17 protein-coding genes are annotated in these 20,386 nt (G+C 66.4%); 6 read left to right on the top strand and 11 right to left on the bottom strand.

All coding sequences use genetic code 11. The features are described from left to right. The first annotated feature begins 99 nt into the window (after positions 1–99). A complete protein-coding gene (locus tag WEG36_02695) occupies positions 100–960 on the top strand; it encodes an RNA polymerase sigma factor RpoD/SigA (GenBank protein ID MEX1256505.1) in 861 nt (286 codons plus the stop codon). 27 nt (positions 961–987) lie between these two features. Here WEG36_02695 and ssb read toward each other — a convergent pair whose 3' ends face one another. Next, positions 988–1,353 (bottom strand): single-stranded DNA-binding protein, encoded by a 366-nt coding sequence (ssb, locus tag WEG36_02700; GenBank protein MEX1256506.1) that lies wholly within the window; start codon positions 1,351–1,353, stop codon positions 988–990. 277 nt (positions 1,354–1,630) lie between these two features. Here ssb and WEG36_02705 point away from each other — a divergent pair, with 277 nt between their 5' ends. Further along, a complete protein-coding gene (locus WEG36_02705) occupies positions 1,631–2,650 on the top strand; it encodes a hypothetical protein (protein ID MEX1256507.1) in 1,020 nt (339 codons plus the stop codon). A 62-nt stretch (positions 2,651–2,712) separates the two neighbouring features. Here the strand turns inward: WEG36_02705 and polA are convergent, their stop codons facing one another. From polA to gcvH, 10 genes are all read right to left on the bottom strand, one after another. Next, positions 2,713–5,487 carry a DNA polymerase I gene (gene polA, locus WEG36_02710; GenBank protein MEX1256508.1) on the bottom strand — a complete coding sequence of 925 codons (2,775 nt, stop codon included), beginning with the start codon at positions 5,485–5,487 and terminating at the stop codon, positions 2,713–2,715. A 123-nt stretch (positions 5,488–5,610) separates the two neighbouring features. Next, positions 5,611–6,309, bottom strand: coding sequence for a MotA/TolQ/ExbB proton channel family protein (locus tag WEG36_02715; GenBank protein ID MEX1256509.1), 699 nt, complete (start codon positions 6,307–6,309; stop codon positions 5,611–5,613). Positions 6,310–6,422: 113 nt separating this feature from the next. Continuing rightward, the gene (locus tag WEG36_02720) at positions 6,423–7,508 is read right to left on the bottom strand and encodes an ABC transporter ATP-binding protein (protein MEX1256510.1); all 1,086 of its coding nucleotides are present in this window, start codon (positions 7,506–7,508) and stop codon (positions 6,423–6,425) included. Next, entirely contained in the window at positions 7,505–8,527 is a 1,023-nt protein-coding gene (locus WEG36_02725) for an ABC transporter ATP-binding protein (protein ID MEX1256511.1), read from the bottom strand. Before WEG36_02725 ends, WEG36_02720 begins: the two co-directional genes overlap by 4 nt. A gap of 1 nt (position 8,528) precedes the next feature. Beyond that, positions 8,529–9,668, bottom strand: coding sequence for an ABC transporter permease (locus WEG36_02730; protein ID MEX1256512.1), 1,140 nt, complete (start codon positions 9,666–9,668; stop codon positions 8,529–8,531). Continuing rightward, on the bottom strand, positions 9,661–10,647 hold the full coding sequence (locus WEG36_02735) for an ABC transporter permease (protein MEX1256513.1): 987 nt from the start codon (positions 10,645–10,647) through the stop codon (positions 9,661–9,663). Before WEG36_02735 ends, WEG36_02730 begins: the two co-directional genes overlap by 8 nt. 75 nt (positions 10,648–10,722) lie before the next feature. Next, positions 10,723–12,450, bottom strand: a complete 1,728-nt coding sequence (locus WEG36_02740) for an ABC transporter substrate-binding protein (protein ID MEX1256514.1) — start codon at positions 12,448–12,450, stop codon at positions 10,723–10,725. Between the two features lie 55 nt (positions 12,451–12,505). After that, on the bottom strand, positions 12,506–13,483 hold the full coding sequence (locus WEG36_02745; protein ID MEX1256515.1) for a lipoate--protein ligase family protein: 978 nt from the start codon (positions 13,481–13,483) through the stop codon (positions 12,506–12,508). Beyond that, entirely contained in the window at positions 13,470–16,394 is a 2,925-nt protein-coding gene (gene gcvP / locus WEG36_02750; protein MEX1256516.1) for an aminomethyl-transferring glycine dehydrogenase, read from the bottom strand. Before gcvP ends, WEG36_02745 begins: the two co-directional genes overlap by 14 nt. An 87-nt stretch (positions 16,395–16,481) precedes the next feature. Next, positions 16,482–16,868 carry a glycine cleavage system protein GcvH gene (gcvH, locus tag WEG36_02755; protein MEX1256517.1) on the bottom strand — a complete coding sequence of 129 codons (387 nt, stop codon included), beginning with the start codon at positions 16,866–16,868 and terminating at the stop codon, positions 16,482–16,484. A 254-nt stretch (positions 16,869–17,122) separates the two neighbouring features. On the opposite strand from gcvH, the gene tatA reads away from it, so the two are divergent. From tatA to WEG36_02775, 4 genes are all read left to right on the top strand, one after another. Further along, a complete protein-coding gene (gene tatA / locus WEG36_02760) occupies positions 17,123–17,320 on the top strand; it encodes a twin-arginine translocase TatA/TatE family subunit (protein MEX1256518.1) in 198 nt (65 codons plus the stop codon). A gap of 46 nt (positions 17,321–17,366) precedes the next feature. Continuing rightward, on the top strand, positions 17,367–18,140 hold the full coding sequence (locus WEG36_02765) for an RNA methyltransferase (GenBank protein ID MEX1256519.1): 774 nt from the start codon (positions 17,367–17,369) through the stop codon (positions 18,138–18,140). 266 nt (positions 18,141–18,406) lie between these two features. Then, positions 18,407–18,712 (top strand): hypothetical protein, encoded by a 306-nt coding sequence (locus tag WEG36_02770; GenBank protein ID MEX1256520.1) that lies wholly within the window; start codon positions 18,407–18,409, stop codon positions 18,710–18,712. A 174-nt stretch (positions 18,713–18,886) separates the two neighbouring features. Then, the gene (locus WEG36_02775) at positions 18,887–20,377 is read left to right on the top strand and encodes a diguanylate cyclase (GenBank protein ID MEX1256521.1); all 1,491 of its coding nucleotides are present in this window, start codon (positions 18,887–18,889) and stop codon (positions 20,375–20,377) included. The last annotated feature ends 9 nt before the right edge of the window (positions 20,378–20,386 follow it).

Consider the following 20,386-nt stretch of genomic DNA (forward strand, 5'->3'; position numbering starts at 1 on the left):
TCGCCATACCGCGCAAGGCGTAGGGCCCCATAATCTTTTACGTCTCATCCCTAGTCGGGTTTCCTGCCGAACCCCTTTGAGAGAGGTAGCGTGGAACGGATGTTTTCCTCGTCTCGTGGTCTGGATTCCTTCGACCAGTACCTGCAGGACGTGGAGAAGTACCCGCTCATCCAGGATCCCGAGGAGGAGCGCGCCCTGGCCCGCCGCGCCCGGGCCGGGGACAAGGAAGCGGCCGAGCGCCTGGTGACCGCGAACCTCCGGTTCGTCATCTCCTATGTGAAGAAGTACCAGGGACGTGGGCTCGGCCTCGCCGAACTCGTCTGTATCGGGAATGAGGGGCTCCTGAAGGCGGTAAAGAAGTTCGATCCCGATAAGGGGGTCAAATTCATCTCCTACGCGGTCTGGTGGATTCGCCAGACCGTCCTCCAGGCCCTCGCCGAACAGACGCGTTCCGTCCGGATCCCCCTCAACCAGAATTCGAACCTCGCCCGCCTCGCCCGTACCAACACCGCCCTGACCCAAGCGCTCGGCCGTCCCCCGACGGACCAGGAGATCGCCGACGACATGGTCGAGCCGGTTGACACGGTCCGGGCGCTGCGCCGGGTGGCGGCAAGCGAGCTCTCCCTCGACGCCCCGATCGACCGAAGCGACCGCGACAGCGCCTCCTTCGGGGAGCGCTTCGCCGGAGTGGACTCGAGCGACATCGAGCAGGACGTCGAAGCGATCGCCCGGCGCGACTTCCTCGAGTCCATGTTCGAGAGTTATCTGACCGAGCGGGAACGAAAGATCCTCTATCTGTACTACGGCCTCGACGACGGCGAGGAGCGCACCCTCGAGGAGATCGGCTCACTCCTCGGCGTCACGCGCGAACGGATCCGCCAGATTCGCAACCGGGCGTTCGAGAAGCTCCGCGAAAGCCCCCACGGTGAGTCGCTCTCCGGATTCTGGACCGCCAACTGATCTCCGGGTCCCCACGGGACCTTCTTCTCAGTCCTCTTCCTCCCCCTCGCCCGACCCGTTGTTCGGCGGCGTGAGAAGGACCAGCTCGCGGACATTCACCTCCGCGGTCGGAATCGTCACTCCATCCCTCTCGTACGAGTCGTACTCGAGCCGCCCCTCGACGTAGACGCGGTCCCCTTTCTTCACGTACTCCTCCGCGAACGCCGCCAGTCGGTTCCAGAGGGTAACCCGGTGCCAATCCGTACGCTCGCGCTCCTCCTCCCCGCCGGCGACGATCCGGTGGTTCGTCGCGAGAGAAAAGTGAGCCACCTTCGTGCCGCTCTGGGTCTCGCGCACCTCCGGGTCCCTCCCGACATGTCCAATGAGGGTGATTTTGTTGATCGACCGGCTCATCTCGCCTCCTCGCGTCTTCTTCGTGGGTCTCGGGTCCGGTCTCGGGGGTGTCGGGACGGACCAAGGAAGCCCCAAGTTGAAGAGAGGAAGGGGGCGTCTCCATGGCCCGGCGGGCCGTAGTCACGGGTCCGCGAACGCGTTGGAGCGGGGTGCGGCGCCAGGGCCGGTCGCCCCACACCGTGGCCGGCCGTTAGAACATCTGCACCACCCGACTCGTATTGAGCTCGAAGGCCCCAGTGCGCTCGGTCGGGTCGCCCAACGATCCTGAGGGAACGCGATGTACACGAACTGCATGTTCTGCAGCCGCCCGCTCGGAAACAACGAAGTCATCGAGCACTTTCCCATCGGACGCCGCCTGGCCTTCGACGCCGAGCGGGGGCGCCTCTGGGTCGTCTGCCGGAAGTGCGAGCGTTGGAACCTCACCCCCATGGAAGAGCGGTGGGAGGCTGTCGAAAGCTGTGAGCGCATCTTCCGGGACACACGGGTTCGAGTCTCCACGGACAACGTGGGGCTGGCGAGGCACCGAGAGGGGCTCGAGCTGGTCCGGATCGGGCGGCCACTCCGCCCCGAGTTCGCGGCCTGGCGCTATGGCGATCAGTTCGGTCGGCGCCGAAAGCGCGCGATCCTCTATGGCGTGGGTGGGGCCGCGCTCATCGGGGGCCTCCAGATCAGCCTGACGTTCGTGGGTGGGATCGGCGCCAACACCTGGTTTGTATGGAACGCGTGGGCCACGGGGCGAACTGCGGTCAAGCTACGCACCGACGACGGACGGCTCATCAAGCTGAACCGGCAGGATCTGAAAGGGGCTCGCATTCTACCGGGGGCGGATGGGGCCGGCTACTCACTCGAAGTGCGGAAGGGAAGGAAGAGGTTTCCCTTCGAGGGCGAGGAGGCGGAGCGTCACCTGTCCCGGATCGTCCCCAAGATCAACCACATGGGCGGGAAGAAGGAGGCGGTCCAGGCGGCCGTCGCGCAGATCGAGGAGGCGGGGCACCCCGACGCCTTCCTCGCCGACGTCGTGACCGGAAGCGGAAATGGTTACAGGGACAGAAAAGGTGTCCCCGGCTACCTGAACAAGATGCCCGCGCCGACGAAGCTCGCCCTCGAGATGGCGCTCCACGAAGAGCAGGAGCGCCGTGCCCTCGCCGGGGAGCTCTGGCTCCTGGAAGAGGCGTGGAAGGAGGCGGAAGAAATCGCGGCGATCGCCGATAACCTCCTCCTCCCATCCGGCGTGGAGGAGTTCATCGCGAGACACCGGAGAGGGGAAGAGCCGGAGAGAGAGGGAGAAATGGCTTAGGGAAGCGGGGGGCGCGGTCCCGCTCCTCCCGGGTCGAGCCTCGTTCGGCCTCCCCCCACGCCTCACCCCTCGCAATCCAACCACGAAGCTCCGGTCCCCACATGTACCCGAAGGGGGACCCTGAGAGGCATCGCCCCCTCCATTTCCCGAACCACCATTTCCTGGAGGGCCGGGATCTCCTTTTCCGGAGTCTCGAAGACGAGCTCGTCGTGGACCTGCAGGAGGAGGCGGCCGCGGGCCTCCCCCTCCGCGAGTCTCCGGTGGATCCGGATCATGGCCTCCTTGATGAGGTCGGCCGCCGTTCCCTGGATCGGGGTGTTCTGCGCGATCCGCTCCCCGAACTGGCGGACGTTCCAATTGTCCGACTTGAGCTCGGGGATGTAACGCCGCCGCCCGCTCAGCGTCTCCACATATCCCTTCTCCCGGGCCATTTGAACCTGCGCGTCGAGAAAGGCGCGCACCCCCGAAAAGCGTTCGAAGTACTGTCGGATGAAGGTCCCCGCTTCCTCCCTCGTGATTCCTAGCTGGTTCCCCAGAGAGAACTCCCCCTGCCCGTAAAGCGTGGCGAAGTTGATCGTCTTGGCGCGCGCTCGCTGTTCGTCGGAGACCTCTTCGATCGGGACGTCGAAGATCACGGACGCCGTCTGGCGGTGGACGTCGATGTCCTCCTCGAATGCCGTGACGAAGGCTTCGTCGCCGGAGAAATGTGCCAGGATACGAAGTTCGATCTGGGAGTAGTCCGCCGCGAGGAAGAGATTGCCCGGGTCGGGGATGAAGCCCTTCCGGATCTGGCGTCCGACCTCGGAGCGGATCGGGATGTTCTGAAGGTTGGGATCCGAGGAGGAGATCCGGCCGGTCGCAGCGACCGTCTGGTTGAAAGATGCGTGGATCCGCCCCGTCTCCGGATTTACCATCCGAGGGAGAGCATCCACGTAAGTCGAGCGAAGCTTTTCGAGTTGCCGGTATTCGAGGAGGTGGATGGGAAGGGTGTGACCCCTTGCCGCCAGCTCTTCGAGGACACTCGCGTCGGTCGAAGGGCCGGTCTTCGTCTTGCGGATCACAGGAAGCTGGAGCTTCTCGAAGAGGATCTCACGGAGCTGTGGCGTCGAGTTCACGTTGAACTCGCCGCCCGCTTCCTTGAAGATCTCGCTACGGATCGCTTCGAGCTCGGACTCGAGCTTCAGGCTCATCCCCTCGAAGAGGGGAGGATGGATCCGGATGCCGGCCTCTTCCATGGCCGCGAGGACGGGGATGAGCGGCATCTCCAGCTCCCGGAACAGCCGGTCCAGCTTCTGCTCCTGGAGCTCGGGACCGAAGCGGGTCCAGAGGCGAAGGGTGATATCGGCATCCTCGCAGGCGTACTCCACGGCACGGTCCAGGGGAACCTGCGAGAAAGGGACCTGGCTCTTCCCCTTCCCGGTCACGTCCTGGTACGAGATCATGCTGTGCCCGAGGAAGTCGGTCGCGAGGACGTCGAGGGAGTGCTGTCGGCGTCCCGGATCGAGGACGTACGAGGCGATCATCGTGTCCGCGTCGAGCCCCGCCAGCTCGAGGCCGGCGCGGCGCAAGACGAGGAGGTCGTACTTGAGGTTCTGCCCTACCTTCGGGAGCTCCGCGTCCTCGAGGAGCGCCCGGAGAGGCTCCATGCGCGGATCGGAGAGCGGGGGAAGATTGGGCGGAGGCTCCGCGGCCGAGGGATCGTCGAGAAGGTCTCCCGGAGGGAGCTCGTGCGCGAGGGGGAAGTAGACGCCCTCCCCTTCCTTCCATGAGAGGGAGATCCCCACGAGCTTCGCCCGCATCGGTTCGGTGGATGTCGTCTCCGTATCCACGGCGAGGCGTCCCGCCCGCTTCGCCACGCGCGCGATCGCCGCGATCTCGTTCGCCTCGGTGACTGCCCTGTAAGACGGAGCGTTCTCCGGCGACGACCGAGCCGGCGTTCCCCCCGCGGAAAACTTCTCAATGAGCGTGCGAAACTCTAGCTCCACGCAGATTTCGCGAAGGCGGTCCACGTCCGGCTCCCGGACCTTCAGCCGCTCCAGGTCGAGCTCCACGGGGAGGTCGCGCTGGATGGTCACAAGGCGCCGGGAGAGGCGAATTTGCTCCACGTTTTCGATGAGCGAGTCGCGCTTCCCCTTCCAGGGGATCGAGCCGGGGTTTTGGAGGAGGGTCTCGAGGGGGCCGATCTCCTTCAGGAGCCGCCGTGCCCATCCCTCCCCGATTCCCGGCGCCCCCGGAACGTTGTCCGAGGCGTCGCCGACGAGGGCCAGATAGTCCACCACCAGGTCGGGGGGAACGCCGAGGCGTTCGGAGGCGTTGGATTCGTCCACCCACTCGGCTGCGACCCCGGTCGGGCCGCCCCGTCCTGGGTTGAGAAGGTGCACCCCCGGTCCCACGAGCTGGTGGAAATCCTTGTCGCCGGAGACGACCACGGCTTCGATCCCCCGCTCCTGAGCCTTCCGGGCGAGGGTTCCGATCACGTCGTCGGCCTCGTATCCATCGAGCTCGACGATTTCGTCGTGAAATGCCTCCACTAGCGCGCGCACCCGGGGGAGGGAGGCGCGCAGCTCGTCGGGCATCTTCTCCCGCGTCGCCTTGTACGCTGGGTATTCTTTTTCCCGGTGGCTCATCCCCGAATCGAAAACGACCGCGAGGTAGTCCGGGGCGTATTTCTCCCGAATTCCCAGGAGGAAGTTGATGAAGCCCCACGGAGCGGAGGTGTTTTCCCCGCGTGAGTTGGTCAGGGGTCGGTTGACGAAGGCGAAGAAGGCCCGGTAAATGAGCGCGTAGGCGTCGATCAGAAAAAGCCGCGGGGCCTTCTTGGTGGGGACCTCGACCATGGGGCTCGCTCGGTGGAAGGGGGAAGCGAAAGGGGGCCACCCCGCACCCGGGATGGCCCCCTTTCGGCTACCGCCCGGCCGCCCCGGAGACTTCGTTCGCCGGCGCGGGGACGAGAGGCGGGATCAGACCTGCCGGCCTCCCATCGCGTGGATCGTGTCGATCATCTTCTGGGCCGACTCCTCCATGTCGATCACGAGCGAATCGATCCGGGACACGAAATAATTGTGGGCGATGCTCACCGGAATGGCGATCGCGAGTCCCGCGGCCGTCGTGAGAAGCGCAACCTTGATCCCTCCGGCCACCGTCGTCGGATCGACCTCGCCCGCGAGCTCGATGGCCTCGAAGGCGATGATCATCCCGACCACGGTCCCGAGGAAGCCGAGGAGCGGAGCGACGTTCGTGAGGGTCGCCAACCAGACCAACCCGCTTTCGAGCTTCGTGAGCTCCAGGAGCCCCTGGTTCTCGACAGCCTTCATGACCCGCTCAGGCCCTTCCTGGCGGCGCTCGAGGCCCGCGAAGAGGATGTTCGCCGCCGGGGAGTTCGATCCCCGGCAGACCTCCATCGCCTCCTCGACGCGTTGCTCGGCGAGCAGCCCGTTCACCGTCGAGAGAATCCTCTTGGTCCGTGCGCTCTTCACCATGAGGTCCGCGAACTTCCAGATGATCAGGAGGATCCCCAAGACGAGGCACAGCCCCAGTGGCCAGCGCATGAACCCCATCTCGTCCCAGGAAAACTGGAGCCACTCCATCGGCGACATCTCTGGGGACTCGAGCCCGGCGAGCTGGAGTAGGGAGCTGTAGAGCTGAAGTGACCCGACCAAGTGGACCTCCCGGCGATGTGGGTGCAAACGACTTCACATTCCGACAAAGGGACCGGAACGTGTTGAGCCAATGATTTCGGAGGGTGGGATAATGGAACCGGCCGCGGACCATGTCAAGTCACTTCCCTCCCACCCGCGAGACCTCCCTTTTCAAGCTTGATGCACCGGGCGGCGTGCTCGAATCCGACCGGGTCCAGGGGGGGCTCGATCCGGGCGCATGCCTGATCCCTGAGGGGATACCAGCACCGGGGATGGAAGGCGCAGCCCGAAGGGGGCGCGACCGGGGAAGGGACCTCTCCCTCGAGCACGATCCGCCTCCGGGCGTCGCGGAGCGAGGGGTCGGGCCGGGGCACCGCCGAGAGGAGGGCCCGCGTGTAAGGGTGCTGGGGATTCCGGTAAAGTGAAGCGACCGGGGCCGTCTCGACGATTCTCCCGAGGTACATGACGGCCACCCGGTCGCTCACATGCTCCACTACGGCCAGGTCGTGCGCGATGAAGAGGTAGGTGAGGCCGAGCTCCTTCTGAAGCTCCTTCAGGAGGTTCACGACCTGCGCCTGGACCGAGACGTCCAGCGCCGAGACGGGCTCGTCGCAAACGATGAAGTCGGGCTCCACGGAGAGGGCCCGCGCGATCCCGATCCGTTGGCGCTGGCCCCCGCTGAACTCGTGCGGATAGCGGTCGGCATGTTCAGCGAGGAGACCGACGATGTCGAGGAGCTGCCGGACCCGGCGCCGCCGTCCCTCCCGGTCCCCGCCCAGCCGATGAACTCGTAGGACCTCGTCGAGCATCTGCCCGACGGTCATTCGGGGATTCAGGGAGGAGTAAGGGTCCTGGAAGACGATCTGAGCCCGCCTCCTCAGCCGGCGGAGCGCGTCGCGCTCCATGGCGAGCACGTCTTCACCCCCGAATCGAATCTCTCCCGAGGTGGGCTCGATCAGCCGGAGGATCGCGCGCCCTGCGGTGGACTTCCCACACCCCGATTCGCCGACGAGCCCAAGGGTCTCCCCCCGGAAGAGGTCGAAGGAGATCCCGTCCACCGCCTTCACCCAACCCTTGCTTCGAGGGAGCACCCCCTTTCCGATGGGGAAGTACTTCTTCAGGTCCCGGACGGAGAGGAGCGGCTCGGCCGGGGGCGAGGCACTTCGGGAGACCACCGGAGAGCTCCCGCTCCGCGGGTCATCGTGCGAAGCGGAGCTCATCGCTGAGCCTCTCCCCGGACCGCTGGGTCCCTCCGGCGCTCCGGCTCTTCCTCGAGCCAGCATCGAGACGCCCGGCCCCCGTCCTCCCCCGGCGGCGCGAGGAGGGGCGGCATCTCCTGGGCGCAGCGCTCCCATGCGTGGGGGCAGCGGGGGCGGAAGCGGCACGCTTCGGGCCAGGCGGTCGGGCTCGGGACAACGCCCTGAATCGGGTGGAGCCGGGTTTCCCCTTCCGCGAGCTTGGGAAGGGAATCGAGGAGCCCCTGAGTGTAGGGGTGACGCGGCCGGAGGAAGATGTCGTGAACGGAGCCCGATTCCACAATCTGCCCGGCGTACATCACGATGACGCGGTCGCAAACTTCCGCGACGACACCCAGGTCGTGCGTGATGAGGAGGACCGCCATTCCCCGCTGTCTTCGAAGGCGCTCGAGGAGGTCGAGGATCTGGGCCTGGATGGTCACGTCGAGCGCGGTAGTCGGCTCGTCCGCGATGAGGATCTCGGGCTCGCAGGAGAGGGCCATCGCGATCATGACGCGCTGGCGCATTCCGCCGGAGAGCTGGTGCGGATATTCGTCGAAGCGGCGCTCCGGCTCGGAAATTCCCACCTCCTTCAGGAGCCCGATCCCCACCCGGCGCGCTTCCTTCCTCCCGAGGCGGCGGTGGAGCTCGAGCGCTTCCTGGATCTGGCTTCCCACCGTGAAGACGGGATTGAGGGAGGTCATGGGCTCCTGGAAGATCATCGCGATGTCGTTCCCCCGGATCGTGCGGAGCCGGGGTTCGGGGAGCCCCACGAGCTCCTCCCCCTCGAGCCGGATCGAGCTCCCCGGCAGGATCGCTCCGGGGGGATTTGGAACGAGCCCCATGATCGAGAGAGAGGTCACGGTTTTCCCGCACCCGGACTCCCCGACGATTCCCACCGCCTCGCCCCTCTCCACCGCGAAGGACACGCCGTCCACCGCGCGGGCGGTGCCCCCGTCCACGGTGAAGTAGGTCCGCAGGTTGTCGACGGCGAGAAGTGTCACATCAGCTCCTGAGGCGTGGGTCGAGGGCATCGCGCAGCCCGTCCCCGGCCAGATTGAACGAAAGGACGGTAAGGACGATCGCGAGTCCCGGGAAGGTGGTGATCCACCATGCCCCCAGGAGATTGTTCCGCCCGTCGGCCACCATCGTTCCCCAGGAGGGGGTCGGTGGCTGGACGCCCATCCCAAGGAAGGAGAGCCCCGCCTCGAGGACGATCGTGTCGCCGATTCCGAGGGTGGCCGCCACGATCACCGGCGCCAGGGTGTTGGGAATGAGGTGCCGAAAGATCAGCCGGAGTCGGGAGAATCCGAGCGCACGCCCCGCCTGGATGAACTCCCTCTCGCGGAGGCTCAGCACCTCCCCCCGGACGATCCGGGAGGTCTGCGGCCACTGCGTGAGCCCCAGGACGGCCACGATCAAGAAGATCGAGGGCTCGAACACGGCAATGATCGTGATGAGGAGAATGAGACGGGGAAAGGAGATCACCATGTCCACGCACCGCATGATGACGGAGTCCACCCGTCCGCCGATGAATCCGGCCACCGCGCCGACGATCGTTCCGATGGAGATCGAGATCCCCACCGCGATGAATCCGATGGAGAGGGAGACGCGGGCCCCATAGAGCATCCGGGAGAGGACGTCACGGGCGAACTGATCCGTCCCGAGAGGATGCGCCGCCGAGGGGGAAAGAAACCGCTCGGTGAGGAGATTTCCCTGGGCCGCGGGATCGAAGGGGGCGAGGAAGGGAGTGAGGAGAGCGACGAGGTAGAACGCCGCGACCGCCAGGAGCCCCGCCACGGCGACCCGATTCTTCCGGAAGGCGCGGAGTGCCAGCGTCCACTGCGTTGTCGCGGCCCTTTCCGGACCGCCCATCGCGCCTGTCCGCTCTGCCTCGCTCCGCCGCGCGTCCCGTGCCGACCAGAGCCAGGACCCCGCCCCGGCCGCGAGGAGGGCCGCTAGCGCGATCCGGTGGTCCCACGGCCCACCGGGCGCCGCTGCGATCCGGTTCCAACGCGTGACGACGACCGTGACGACGGCCAACCAGAGGAGGAGGGGCGGGAGCCCCGCGAGAGCGCGCCCCGCGAGGAGCTGGTGAAGCCCGGGGAGGGCGAAGGCGAGACGTCCGCGCGCGCCGTCAGTCATAACGAATGCGCGGGTCCACCAGAGAGTAGAGGAGGTCGGCCATCAAATTCCCGACCACCACCATCAGCGCGAAGATGAAGGCGCTCGCCATCACGACCGGGTAATCCCTTTGCGCGATCGCGTCCACGACGAGCTTTCCCATTCCGGGCCAGGCGAAAACCGTCTCGATGAAGACGGTTCCGCTGAAGAGGACGGGGAGGTAAAGGCCGAGGAGAGTCACGATCGGGATGAGCGCGTTCCGAAGGGCGTGCCGGAAGATGACACGACCCTCCGGGAGTCCCTTCGCCCGCGCGGTGCGAACGTAATCCTGTCGGATCACCTCGAGCATGCTTCCCCGCGTGTAGCGCGCGATTCCGGCGGCAAGAACGAGTGCGAGGGAGGCCGCCGGAAGGATGAGATGCGCGATCCGATCGCGGATCTGCCCCGCGGCGGTCATGAAGGGATAGTCCACCGAAGTCATCCCCGAGGCGGGAAGCCAGAAGGGCCACTCCCAGACGTTCCGCGCCCCGAGGCTGAAGACCAGGATCAGCATCAGGGCGAGCCAGAACGAAGGCATCGAATAAAAGAAGAGGGAGATGAGGCTCAGGAGGTTGTCCACCCACGAGTTCTGGCGGATCGCCTGGATGACCCCGATGAGGATCCCACCGAGAAAAGCGAGGACGATCGCGCTCGCAGAAAGGATCAGGGTGTTCGGTAGGATCTGTGCGATCACGTCCCGCACCGGCTGGTTCCGCGCGAAAGAAACGCCGAAGTCCCCCTGCAGCATGGCTTTCATCCAGCGGACGTAACGCACGGGAATGGGCTGGTCGAGCCCCATGTTCACCCGCATCTGCTGGAGGACCTCGGGGGAGACGTTCGGGGCGGTGTAAATCGAGACCGGATCCCCCGGGGCGAGGTTGAGGACGAAAAAGACGATCGTCGCGATCCCGAGGACGAGCGGGATCGCCCCGAGGAGGCGCCGGAGGAGGAAAGAGATCATGGCGGCGCCAGGGAAGCCCCGCTCAGAGCTTCGCGGGGGCCCGGGGGCCCCGGCGCCTCACCGAAGCGGCCGGCCTCAGGGTGCGCTCGCCCTGCGACGGTCGGCGGGAATCCACCACTCCTGGATTCCCGCCCACTCCCCGCGCGCGTCCAGAACGACGTTCTGGAGCCTCCGGTTCAGCCCGGCCCGCCGGAGAGGAAAATAGAGGTAGGTGTAAGGCTGAACCTCAACGAGGAGCTCCTGGTAGTCGTGCCAGAGCGGAATCGCCTCCGCCCGGTCCACGATGAGGGGGAGGGTGTCGAGGAGGAGGTCGAGGCGCGGGTCGTTCGTCCCCGACCAGCCGTAGGGTTGATTCAAATTCCGCGAGTGGTGCAGGTCGGTATCGTCGAGCCTGAACTCCGCGACCCATCCGATCACGACTCCGTCGAAGTCGCGCACCTCGGGGGTGTTGATCTGGCTGAGCAGGGTGGCCCACTCGACCACCTGGGGCCGCACCGCGATCCCGACTTCTCGGAGCTGGGCTTGCATGATCTCGGCGATGTCCTGCCGGTCCTGATTCCCATCGTTGTATTTGATCGAGAGATCGAGACGGACTCCCTCCGAGTTCTCTCGGATTCCGTCCCCGTCTCGGTCCACCCACCCCGCCTCGTCGAGGAGGGCGCGCGCACCCGCGGGATCGTAAGGGAGGGCGTCCCTGTTTCCCTCGTGAAAGGCCCAATGGATCGGAGGAACTCCCGCGTTCGCCACCTCCCCGTAACCAAGGAGGAGGGCCTCCACGATCTCGGCCCGGTTCGTCGCCATCGTGATCGCTCGGCGCACGCGCGCGTCCGCGAGCTGCGGCCGCCGTGTGTTCCAACCCACGAAATCGTACGAACGCCAGGGAAAAGTGCGGAATTGGAGGTGGGAAGCCCCCGTGATCTGCGGTTCCTGGCTCGCCGGCGGATTGATCATGAAGTCGATGTTCTCCGTGAGCAGCTCGGTCAGGAGCGTCGTCTGCTCCGGGATGATCCGGAGGACGTAACGCGCGAGGTATGGTGGCCCGCCGAGCCCTTCCGGGAAGGCCGGATTCCGCACGAAGCTCCAACTCGCGTCCGCCCGATGGTCCTCGAACACGAAGGGGCCGTTCCCCACCGGGCACCGATTTCCGTACGGATGCTGGCGGAGCTCCGCGGGGGCAACGTCGCGAAGGAGGTGCTCCGGCATGATCGCCGTGGCGCGCCAGGGATCGAGGAGCTCCGCATGGGGGCGAAGGCGAAAAAGGATGGTGTGGTCGTCGAGAACTTCGACCCCGTCCGGACCGGGAACGTAGTGGGTCCAGAAGGCCTGGTTCGGGAAGGCGGTCGCCGGATCGGTGGCGCGCAGGTAAGTGAACTCCACGTCGCGCGCCGTGGTCGGCGTCCCGTCGTGCCAGAAGACGTCGTCGCGAAGGTGGAAGGTGAGCTCCGTGCTCTCCTCGTTCAGCTCCCAGGTCCGGGCCAGGTAGGGCTCCGGCTCGAAGCCCCCGTCGAACCGGATCAGCGTCATCAGGTTGAGAAAGGTCTGGTGCTGCGTGGACTCGTACGCGGAGGAGACCAGCGCGTTCATTCCGTCCGCGAGCTCTCCGATCGTTCCGACGACCGCGGTTCCCCCGTAACGCTCTCCCGTCGGATGCTCGAAACCGGCGAGGTGCTCGGCCACCCGGGGAAGGACATCTCGGCAAAACTCCGGGAGCCCGGCGAGGGAGCGCGCCGCCTGGTCTCCGCACCCGGCGGCCAGGGAGAAGACGAGGAAGGCCCAGGAGGTCGCGAGAGATCGGGGCTTCATGGGCGCTCCGCGGCGGAGGTGCTCGACAGGTTTCCGGCCGGGAGTACGTGGGAGGCTATCGCCGCCAGGTCCACCCAGCCGATTCATATTGGGAAAGGAGCTCCTCCGCCACCACCCGCGCGACCGGGCTCGTTTCCCCGCGGCTCCATTTCCCGCCGAGCGTTCCCGCCATCGCCGCCTCGACGGCAGCCGCGACTCGAGGGAAGGCCACAGGGCCCGCGACGAGTTCCGAGAGGGTGGTCGGATCCCTCCCGGCCCCTCCCGGCCCGTGCCCGTCCATCCCAGCCTCTCCGCGGCTCGACCGAGGACCACCCTCTCCGGATCCCACCTCGGCCGAAGGTGGTGCCCGAAGTGCGGCGATGGTGACCGTCGAAGGAGCGAGCAGGAGCGAGCCGTGCTGGAGGAGGATTCCACCGAAGCGGCGTTGGGCGCTTCCCGCGATCTTTCTGCCGCCCACCGCCACTTCCCCGGCGGCGGGGCGTTCGAAGCAGGGGCCGGAGCCGATGGCGGGCGTGCGCCCCGGAGGATCGGCGAGCGCGGCGTTCACACCCAGCGATCGGAGGGCGTTGACCAGGGCAGCATTGACGAGTCGGTAACTGTCGCGGAGCCCGCCGAAGGTCCCGACCGGAAAAACCGTCGCGTAGGTCAGCTCCCGGTCATGGAGGACTTCCCGCCCGCCCGTCGGCCGGCGGACGACGCCCGCGCCCAATCCCTGCGCGGCGAGGGGGTCGAAGCGTCCGCGGGCCGGCTGGTTTCGCCCCAGCGAGAGGGTGGGGCGGATCCACCGGTAGATACGGAGAATGGCCTCGCCCGTTTCCACCGTCCGCGCCAGCGCGACGTCCATCGCCATGTTTGCCCCGCCGTCGGCCGGAGGATCGCGGAGGATCCTCCAGCGGAGCGTCTCGGGCGGTACGCCTTTCCCGGCCGCACGCAACCAGGTCTCCCCGGTTGCACCCGTTCCGAACCCGCGCTCCCCGGTCTGTTCTGCGGGAGTGACTCCCGCAGGCGCCCCCCCCTCTTCAGTCCGATCCAAGGGATTCCAATTCGCCTGTGCCCGGTGCGAAGGCGCTCACCGGTGGACAGGAGCAAATGAGATTCCGGTCGCCGTATGCGTTGTCCACCCGGCGAACGGGGGGCCAAAACTTCCACTCCCGGGTCCATGGCGCCGGAAAAACCGCCCGATTCCGAGAGTACGGGTGGTCCCATGCGCCCGACGCGATCGCGGCGGCCGTGTGGGGCGCGTTTTTCAGCGGGTTGTCCGTCGGATCCATGAGGCCGAGCTCGACCTGCTGGATCTCCGCCCGGATCGAGATGAGGGCGTCGCAGAAGCGGTCCAGCTCATCCTTGGACTCGGACTCGGTGGGCTCCACCATCATCGTTCCCGGCACAGGAAAGGCCATCGTCGGCGCGTGGTAGCCGTAGTCCATGAGCCGCTTCGCCACATCCACCTCGGTGATTCCGGACACCTTCCGGAGGGGGCGCAGGTCGAGGATGAACTCGTGCGCCACACGCCCCTCCCGTCCCCGGTAGAGGACCGGAAAGTGTTCCTCGAGCCGGTGGGCCATGTAGTTCGCATTCAGAATCGCGATCTCGCTCGCGCGCCGGAGCCCTTCCTTCCCGAGCATCGCGATGTAGGCCCACGAGATGAGAAGTATGGACGCGCTCCCCCACGGCGCGGCGGAGACGGGCGGAATCGCGCGTTCCCCCCCCACGGGGACGATCGGGTGCCCAGGGAGGTACGGCCGGAGGTGCTCGGCGGCACAGATGGGGCCCATCCCCGGTCCGCCCCCGCCGTGCGGAATCGAAAACGTCTTGTGCAAGTTGATGTGGCAGACGTCGGCCCCGTAGTCCCCCGGTCGCGCGATCCCGACCTGAGCGTTCATGTTCGCGCCGTCGAGATAGACCTGTCCCCCCCGCTCATGGACGATCCGGCACACCTCGCGGATTCCCTCCTCGAAGACGCCATGAGTGGACGGGTAGGTCGTCATCAGCGCGCCGAGCTCGCCCGCGTGCGCCTCCGACTTCGCGCGGAGATCGTCCAGCTCCACGTTCCCGTTTTCGTCGCAGGCGACCACGACGACTTTCATCCCCGCCATCACGGCCGAGGCCGGATTGGTCCCGTGCGCGGAGGAGGGGATCAGGCAGACCCGTCGGTACGCCTCTCCCCGGGAGGCATGGTAGGCGCAAATCACAAGGAGGCCGGCGTATTCCCCCTGCGCCCCGGAATTGGGCTGCAGGGAGACCGCGGGGAGCCCGGAGATCGCGGCGAGCCACCGCTCCAGATTGTCCACGATCCGGCGGTATCCTCGCGCCTGGTCCGGAGGAGCGAACGGATGGATCCGCGAGAACTCGGGCCAGCTCAGGGCGCGCATCGCCGTCGCGGCATTCAGCTTCATCGTACACGAGCCGAGGGGGATCATGCTCGTTCGGAGCGTTAAATCGCGGCTTTCGAGCCGGTGGATGTAACGGAGCATCTCCGTCTCCGTCCGATGCCGGTGGAACACGGGATGCTCGAGAAAGGGGGAGCTCCGCCGCAGCTCCGGCGGAAGGCTGGAGGCCGCCTCGGTGCCCTTCCGGGAGATTTCGTCGAGGAGGTGTCGCGGGTCGGGCGACTTCCGTCCATCCGGAACGAAGAGCTCGAAAAGCGCCTCCAGGTCTTCCATCTCGACCGTTTCGTCAAGGGCGATGCCGAGGGTCCCGTCACCGAAATCTCGGAGATTGATGTGGACTTCGGCGGCGCGCCCGAGGACGGTCCGGATGTCCGGATCCGATGGCCGCACCCGGATCGTGTCGAAGTAGTGCTCGTGGAGAATTTCATGACCCTGCCCGACCATCGCGGCAGCGAGGGCGCGCGTCAGTTCGTGGATCCGCTTCGCGATGCGGCGAAGCCCTTCGGGTCCATGATAAACCGCGTACATCGACGCCATCACCGCGAGCAGGACCTGGGCCGTGCAGATGTTCGAGGTCGCTTTTTCCCGCCGGATATGCTGCTCGCGGGTCTGGAGCGCCATGCGGAGGGCGGGTGCACCGTCCGCGTCCTTGGAAACGCCGATGATCCGCCCCGGAATTCCACGCTTGAGCGCCTCAGTCGTGGCGAAGTAGGCGGCGTGGGGGCCCCCGTACCCGAGCGGGACCCCAAAACGCTGGCTGTTTCCCACGACCACGTCGGCGCCCATCTCGCCCGGAGGGAAGAGAAGGGTCAGCGAAAGGAGATCCGCGACGACGGCGACGAGCACGCCCCCGTCGTGCGCCTTCGCGATCGTCGGGCGCGGGTCCGTCACCTCGCCGTTGGTGTCCGGATAAGCGAGAAGAACTCCGAAGACCGAATCGTCGAACGCGGCGTCCGCCGGGTCCTCGATCCGGAGCTCGATTCCGAGCGGGAGTGCCCGCCCCCGGACGACCTCGATCGTCTGCGGATGGCATCCACGGTCCACAAGGAAGACATTTCGCTCGCTCACCCCTTCCGAGAGGAAGAGCGACATCGCCTCGGCTGCGGCCGTCCCCTCGTCGAGGAGGGAGGCGTTCGCAATTGCGAGACCAGTCAGATCCATCACGACCGTCTGGAAGTTGAGGAGCGCCTCGAGCCGCCCCTGCGAGATTTCCGCCTGGTAGGGGGTGTAGGCCGTGTACCACCCTGGATTCTCGAGTACCGTTCGCAGGATCACCGACGGGACCACCGTGTCGTGGTAACCCATTCCGATGAAGGAACGGAAGGGCCGGTTTTCCGCGGCGATTTCGCGGAGGCGTTGGAGGAGCTGGGGCTCGGAGAGGGCGTCTCCGATCCCGGGGAGAGCTTCGTTCCGAATGGCGGCGGGGACGGTCTGCCCGATGAGCTCCGCCAGGGAGCTGCAACCGAGCGTCCCGAGCATTTCCTCGACGGCTCTCTCGTCCGGACCCAGATGCCTGCGTACGAAACGGTCGTCTCGGTCGAAGGCGCGTGTCATGACGAGCGGCTCACACTCCCCAGGAAATGACGGGCCGGGTTGGACGGGAAGCCTCGCCACCCGGCGGCGGGGCGTTCGCCAAAAGGGTCAGCCGACGAGCTTGCGGTAGGCTTCGTGATCGAGGAGCTCCTCGACTGCGGATGGGTCGCTCACGCGAAGGCGGATCATCCACCCCTCACCATAGGGATCGGTGTTCACGAGGGCGGGATCCTGGTCGAGCGCCGAGTTGATCTCCACCACTTCGCCCGCCACCGGGGAAAACAGATCGCTCACCGCCTTCACCGCCTCGATGGTTCCGAACACTTCCATTCGGTCGAAGGCCTCCCCGACTCCGGGAAGCTCGAGGAAGACGACGTCCCCCAACTCGCCCTGGGCATAATCGGTGACCCCGACCAGAAACACGTTCGTTTCATCAGTGGGTTTTAGGTATTCGTGCTCTTCGGTGTAATGCAGGCCGGCGGGGATCCGGGACATCCGGACTGTCTCCGATATGGTGAGGGGGATGCGGCGCCCCGGGAATAGATATTTTCTCCGGGGAAGCGTCAAGCGGCCCGTCCCGACAGGGAGTCAGGGCGGCGCGGAACCCGCGCGCGTTGCCTCCGGGTGGCTTTCGGAGCCCGGGTTGCAGAGATTTCCCGGGCTGGCTGGTGTTCGCGGGAAGAGCGCCGGGGTCCACGGCGACCCGCCGGGCGTGCCGGCCCGTCGTCTCGTGCTAGGGAGGCTAAGACATGATCGGTGGCATCGGTGCGTGGGAGATCGCGCTGATTCTCTTTCTCCTTCTCCTCCTCTTCGGGGCGAAGCGGATTCCTCAGATTGCAAGAGGCCTCGGCGAGGGGATTCGGAACTTCAAGTCGGGGATCAAGGACCCGGAGCGGCTGGAGAAAGGCGAAGGAGAGCGGAGTCGGGAAGAGGAGAGGAAGAGCTGATTCTTCGGCAGGGCCCCACTCCCTCCCCGCGTGAGGCGCATTGTCCGTGAACGAGGCGGGCCGGGGCAACGTGGTGATCGTGCTCGACGAGCCCCAGAACCTGGTGAACGTCGCCGGCGTCGTACGGGCGATGAAGAACATGGGGCTCCACCGCCTCCGGCTCGTGCGTCCGCTGGAATTCGACCCCTGGAGAATCGAGGGGATCGCACACCGCTCCGAAGACGTCGTCGAGTCCGCCGCTATTGTGGACACCCTCGACGAAGCCCTCTCGGACTGCCTCCTCGTCATCGGGACTTCGGCCCGCGCCCGCACCGCCCAGCGAAACTACGGACATCCACGGGAGTGGGCCCCGAGGATCGCCGAGAAGGCCCGGGAGGGCCCCGTCGCCATCGTGTTCGGGCGGGAGGACAAGGGACTCTCCAACGAGGCCCTCGACCGTTGCGACGGCGTCGTCGTGATTCCGACGGACCCCGGGTACCGAAGCCTGAACCTCGCTCAGGCCTGCCTGCTCTTGGCGTATGAGGTTTTCCTCGCCCTCGAGGGGGACGAACGGCCGCTCCCCCAGGGGAAGCGTTCGGCGGGTCCGGCGACGCGCGGAGAGCTGGAGGCCATGCTGGAAGCCCTCGAGGGGGGCCTTTGGCGCATTGATTTCTTCAAAGCCCGCCCGGCCGAAAGTGTGATGCGGACCTTTCGAACCCTGCTCGCGCGCGCCGAGCTCGACCGGCACGAGGCCGGGCTCGTGAAGGCGCTCGGATTCGAGATCGGGAATTTCCTGGACAGGAGGGACACCTCGATGGCTTCGCCGGAAGAGGGCGACTAGGACATCCGATCCGATCGCTTGTGCCCCCCCCTCGCAAAGCTTTCGTTGCCGCACTCCTTTTCCCCACCTATGTTTTCCATCGCTCGGGGCCATGACGGACGAGATTTCCCTCGCGCGGTTCCGCGCGAAGCGCCCGCCGCAACCAGCTGAGCGTCGCGACCCTCCTGCGATGCGGGACCTTCGACCCACCATCTGCGGTCGCCGGGGAGGAGGGATTTCGTCCGTCGGCGTTGGCCAACACAACCCCTTGCCGGAGATGTCCCCGTATGCGCCGCAATCAGGAAAGCCCGAAGCGCCGCCACATCGTGCCCACGCTCGCCCTCCTCCTCCTCCTCGCGGGATGCAACCCCGTGTCGGGGACCTATACGGGGAATCAGGGGATGATTCAGTCCATGACCTTCGATGGGGGAGAAGTTGAGATTTCTACGATGTTGGGGATCGAGACCGGCACGTACGAAGTGGATGGTGACCGGGTGCATGTCACGATTGACGGGGACACGCAGACCCTCGCGATCAATAACGACGGGTGCCTCGACGGCGGAATGATGATCGGCGTCCTCTGCAAGGATTGATTTCGGGGGACCTTTCGGTGTGTGGGGGTCCGCTCCGGCCGGGGACGACGCATCGCTCCACGGCCGGAGCCGGTCCTCGCGGCCAGTTGTAGCTCGCACCACGGCGCGCCTATCTTTGCCCAGGCCGCCGCCGCGGCCCTTTCCCCACTCAAGAACCCGGAACTGAAGCGACGGATGGCAACCCCGGAACGGATCACCGAGCCCGCCTCTTTGGCGGAACGGTACCGCGTCCTCCTCGAGATCGGCCGCGCGCTGACGAGCGCCCTGAGCGACGACGAGCTCTATACGGCGATCCACAGGGAGACCTCCCGGGTCATCGAGGCTGACGGCTTCTACGTCTCCCTTTACGACGCCACCAACGACCGCGCGACGGTCGTCTTCTGGGCGGAGGGAGGGGAAAGCCGCCGTGCCCGCATCACCTATCCGGGCTCCGAGAGTCAGGTGATCCGGACGGGGGTCCCCGCAATGGTTTCGGACCGGCTCGCGGATGGTTCGCTTCTCGTCCTCGGCGACGGGGGCGAACGGGTCACCCGGTCGGCCATCTCGGCGCCCATGCGGGCCCGCAAGGCGGTCCTGGGTGTGATCAGCGCGCAGAGTTACCGACCCGACGCCTATACGCACTCGGACCTCGAGCTTCTCGCGGGCATCGCCGATCTCGCCGCTGTCGCGAGCCAAAACGTGATTCACGTCTCCCTGCTCGATCACCGGCGGCGGGAAGCCGAGAACATGGAGGAGATCGTCCGCGCGCTCGTCAGCTCCCTCGACGTCGAGGAAGTTCTGTCACGAGTCGCGGAGGCGGCCCTCGACCTTCTCGAGGGCGGCGAAGCGGTCGTTTGGCTCCTCGGCGAGGAGACGGCGCGGGTTGCAGCGAGTCGGGGCCCACGCGCGCCGGCGGTGGGGAGCGAAATCCCCTTCGAGGGGGAATGGGCCCGCATTCTCCTCGAGGAACGGCGCCCCGTCCTCCTCGAGAACATCCAGGAGTCGCCCCTCCTCACAGATGGAGTCCGAAAGGCTTTTCAGGGCAAGTCCGGCCTCATCGCCCCGCTCACGGTAGGCGACCGGATCACGGGGGCTCTCTTCGTGGGGGTCGAACACGACCGCGTCTTCACCGATGACGAGGCGCATCTCCTCCAACGCCTCGCAGGACACGCGGCGGTCGCACTCAAAAACGCTCGCCTCCATTCGCGGCTTCAAACCCTTTCCCTGACCGATCCACTCACGAAGCTTCCAAACCGGCGTCACCTCGAGATGCACCTGGCGCGGGAGTTCGCCGCGGCCCAGCGGGGGCGACGGATCTCCATGGTTCTTTTCGATCTAGACAACTTCAAGCAGTACAACGACGCCTTCGGACACCTCGCCGGCGACGGAGTTCTCGAGGCAATGGGGGAGGTTCTCTCCGGGGAAACCCGTGCCATGAACCTCGTTGCCCGGTACGGGGGCGACGAGTTCGTGGCAGTCCTCTCGGAAACCTCGGCGGAGGGGGCCAGGCATCACGCCGCGCGGGTCGCGGACCAGGTCGCAAGGCACCCGGCTCTCGGGCCGCACGGAATCGGGGTGACCGCGGGGGTTGCCGAATTCACCGAGGGGATGGAGACGGTCAAAGACCTCATCCGGGCTGTGGACGAAGACATGTACAGGGCAAAAGCGGCTCGGGAAGCCCTTTGAGGGAAGGCC

It is taken from the genome of Gemmatimonadota bacterium, from assembly GCA_040882465.1.
Taxonomy (GTDB): Bacteria; Gemmatimonadota; Gemmatimonadetes; order Longimicrobiales; family Gaopeijiaceae; genus JBBEBG01.

Excerpts from the sequence above, each read along its gene's own strand:
- WEG36_02695 (MEX1256505.1), top strand. The coding sequence starts at position 100 with ATGTTTTCCTCGTCTCGTGGTCTGGATTCCTTCGACCAGTACCTGCAG.
- ssb (MEX1256506.1), bottom strand. The coding sequence starts at position 1,353 with ATGAGCCGGTCGATCAACAAAATCACCCTCATTGGACATGTCGGGAGG.
- WEG36_02705 (MEX1256507.1), top strand. The coding sequence starts at position 1,631 with ATGTACACGAACTGCATGTTCTGCAGCCGCCCGCTCGGAAACAACGAA.
- polA (MEX1256508.1), bottom strand. The coding sequence starts at position 5,487 with ATGGTCGAGGTCCCCACCAAGAAGGCCCCGCGGCTTTTTCTGATCGAC.
- WEG36_02720 (MEX1256510.1), bottom strand. The coding sequence starts at position 7,508 with ATGAGCTCCGCTTCGCACGATGACCCGCGGAGCGGGAGCTCTCCGGTG.
- WEG36_02730 (MEX1256512.1), bottom strand. The coding sequence starts at position 9,668 with ATGACTGACGGCGCGCGCGGACGTCTCGCCTTCGCCCTCCCCGGGCTT.
- WEG36_02735 (MEX1256513.1), bottom strand. The coding sequence starts at position 10,647 with ATGATCTCTTTCCTCCTCCGGCGCCTCCTCGGGGCGATCCCGCTCGTC.
- WEG36_02740 (MEX1256514.1), bottom strand. The coding sequence starts at position 12,450 with ATGAAGCCCCGATCTCTCGCGACCTCCTGGGCCTTCCTCGTCTTCTCC.
- gcvP (MEX1256516.1), bottom strand. The coding sequence starts at position 16,394 with ATGACACGCGCCTTCGACCGAGACGACCGTTTCGTACGCAGGCATCTG.
- gcvH (MEX1256517.1), bottom strand. The coding sequence starts at position 16,868 with ATGTCCCGGATCCCCGCCGGCCTGCATTACACCGAAGAGCACGAATAC.
- tatA (MEX1256518.1), top strand. The coding sequence starts at position 17,123 with ATGATCGGTGGCATCGGTGCGTGGGAGATCGCGCTGATTCTCTTTCTC.
- WEG36_02770 (MEX1256520.1), top strand. The coding sequence starts at position 18,407 with ATGCGCCGCAATCAGGAAAGCCCGAAGCGCCGCCACATCGTGCCCACG.
- WEG36_02775 (MEX1256521.1), top strand. The coding sequence starts at position 18,887 with ATGGCAACCCCGGAACGGATCACCGAGCCCGCCTCTTTGGCGGAACGG.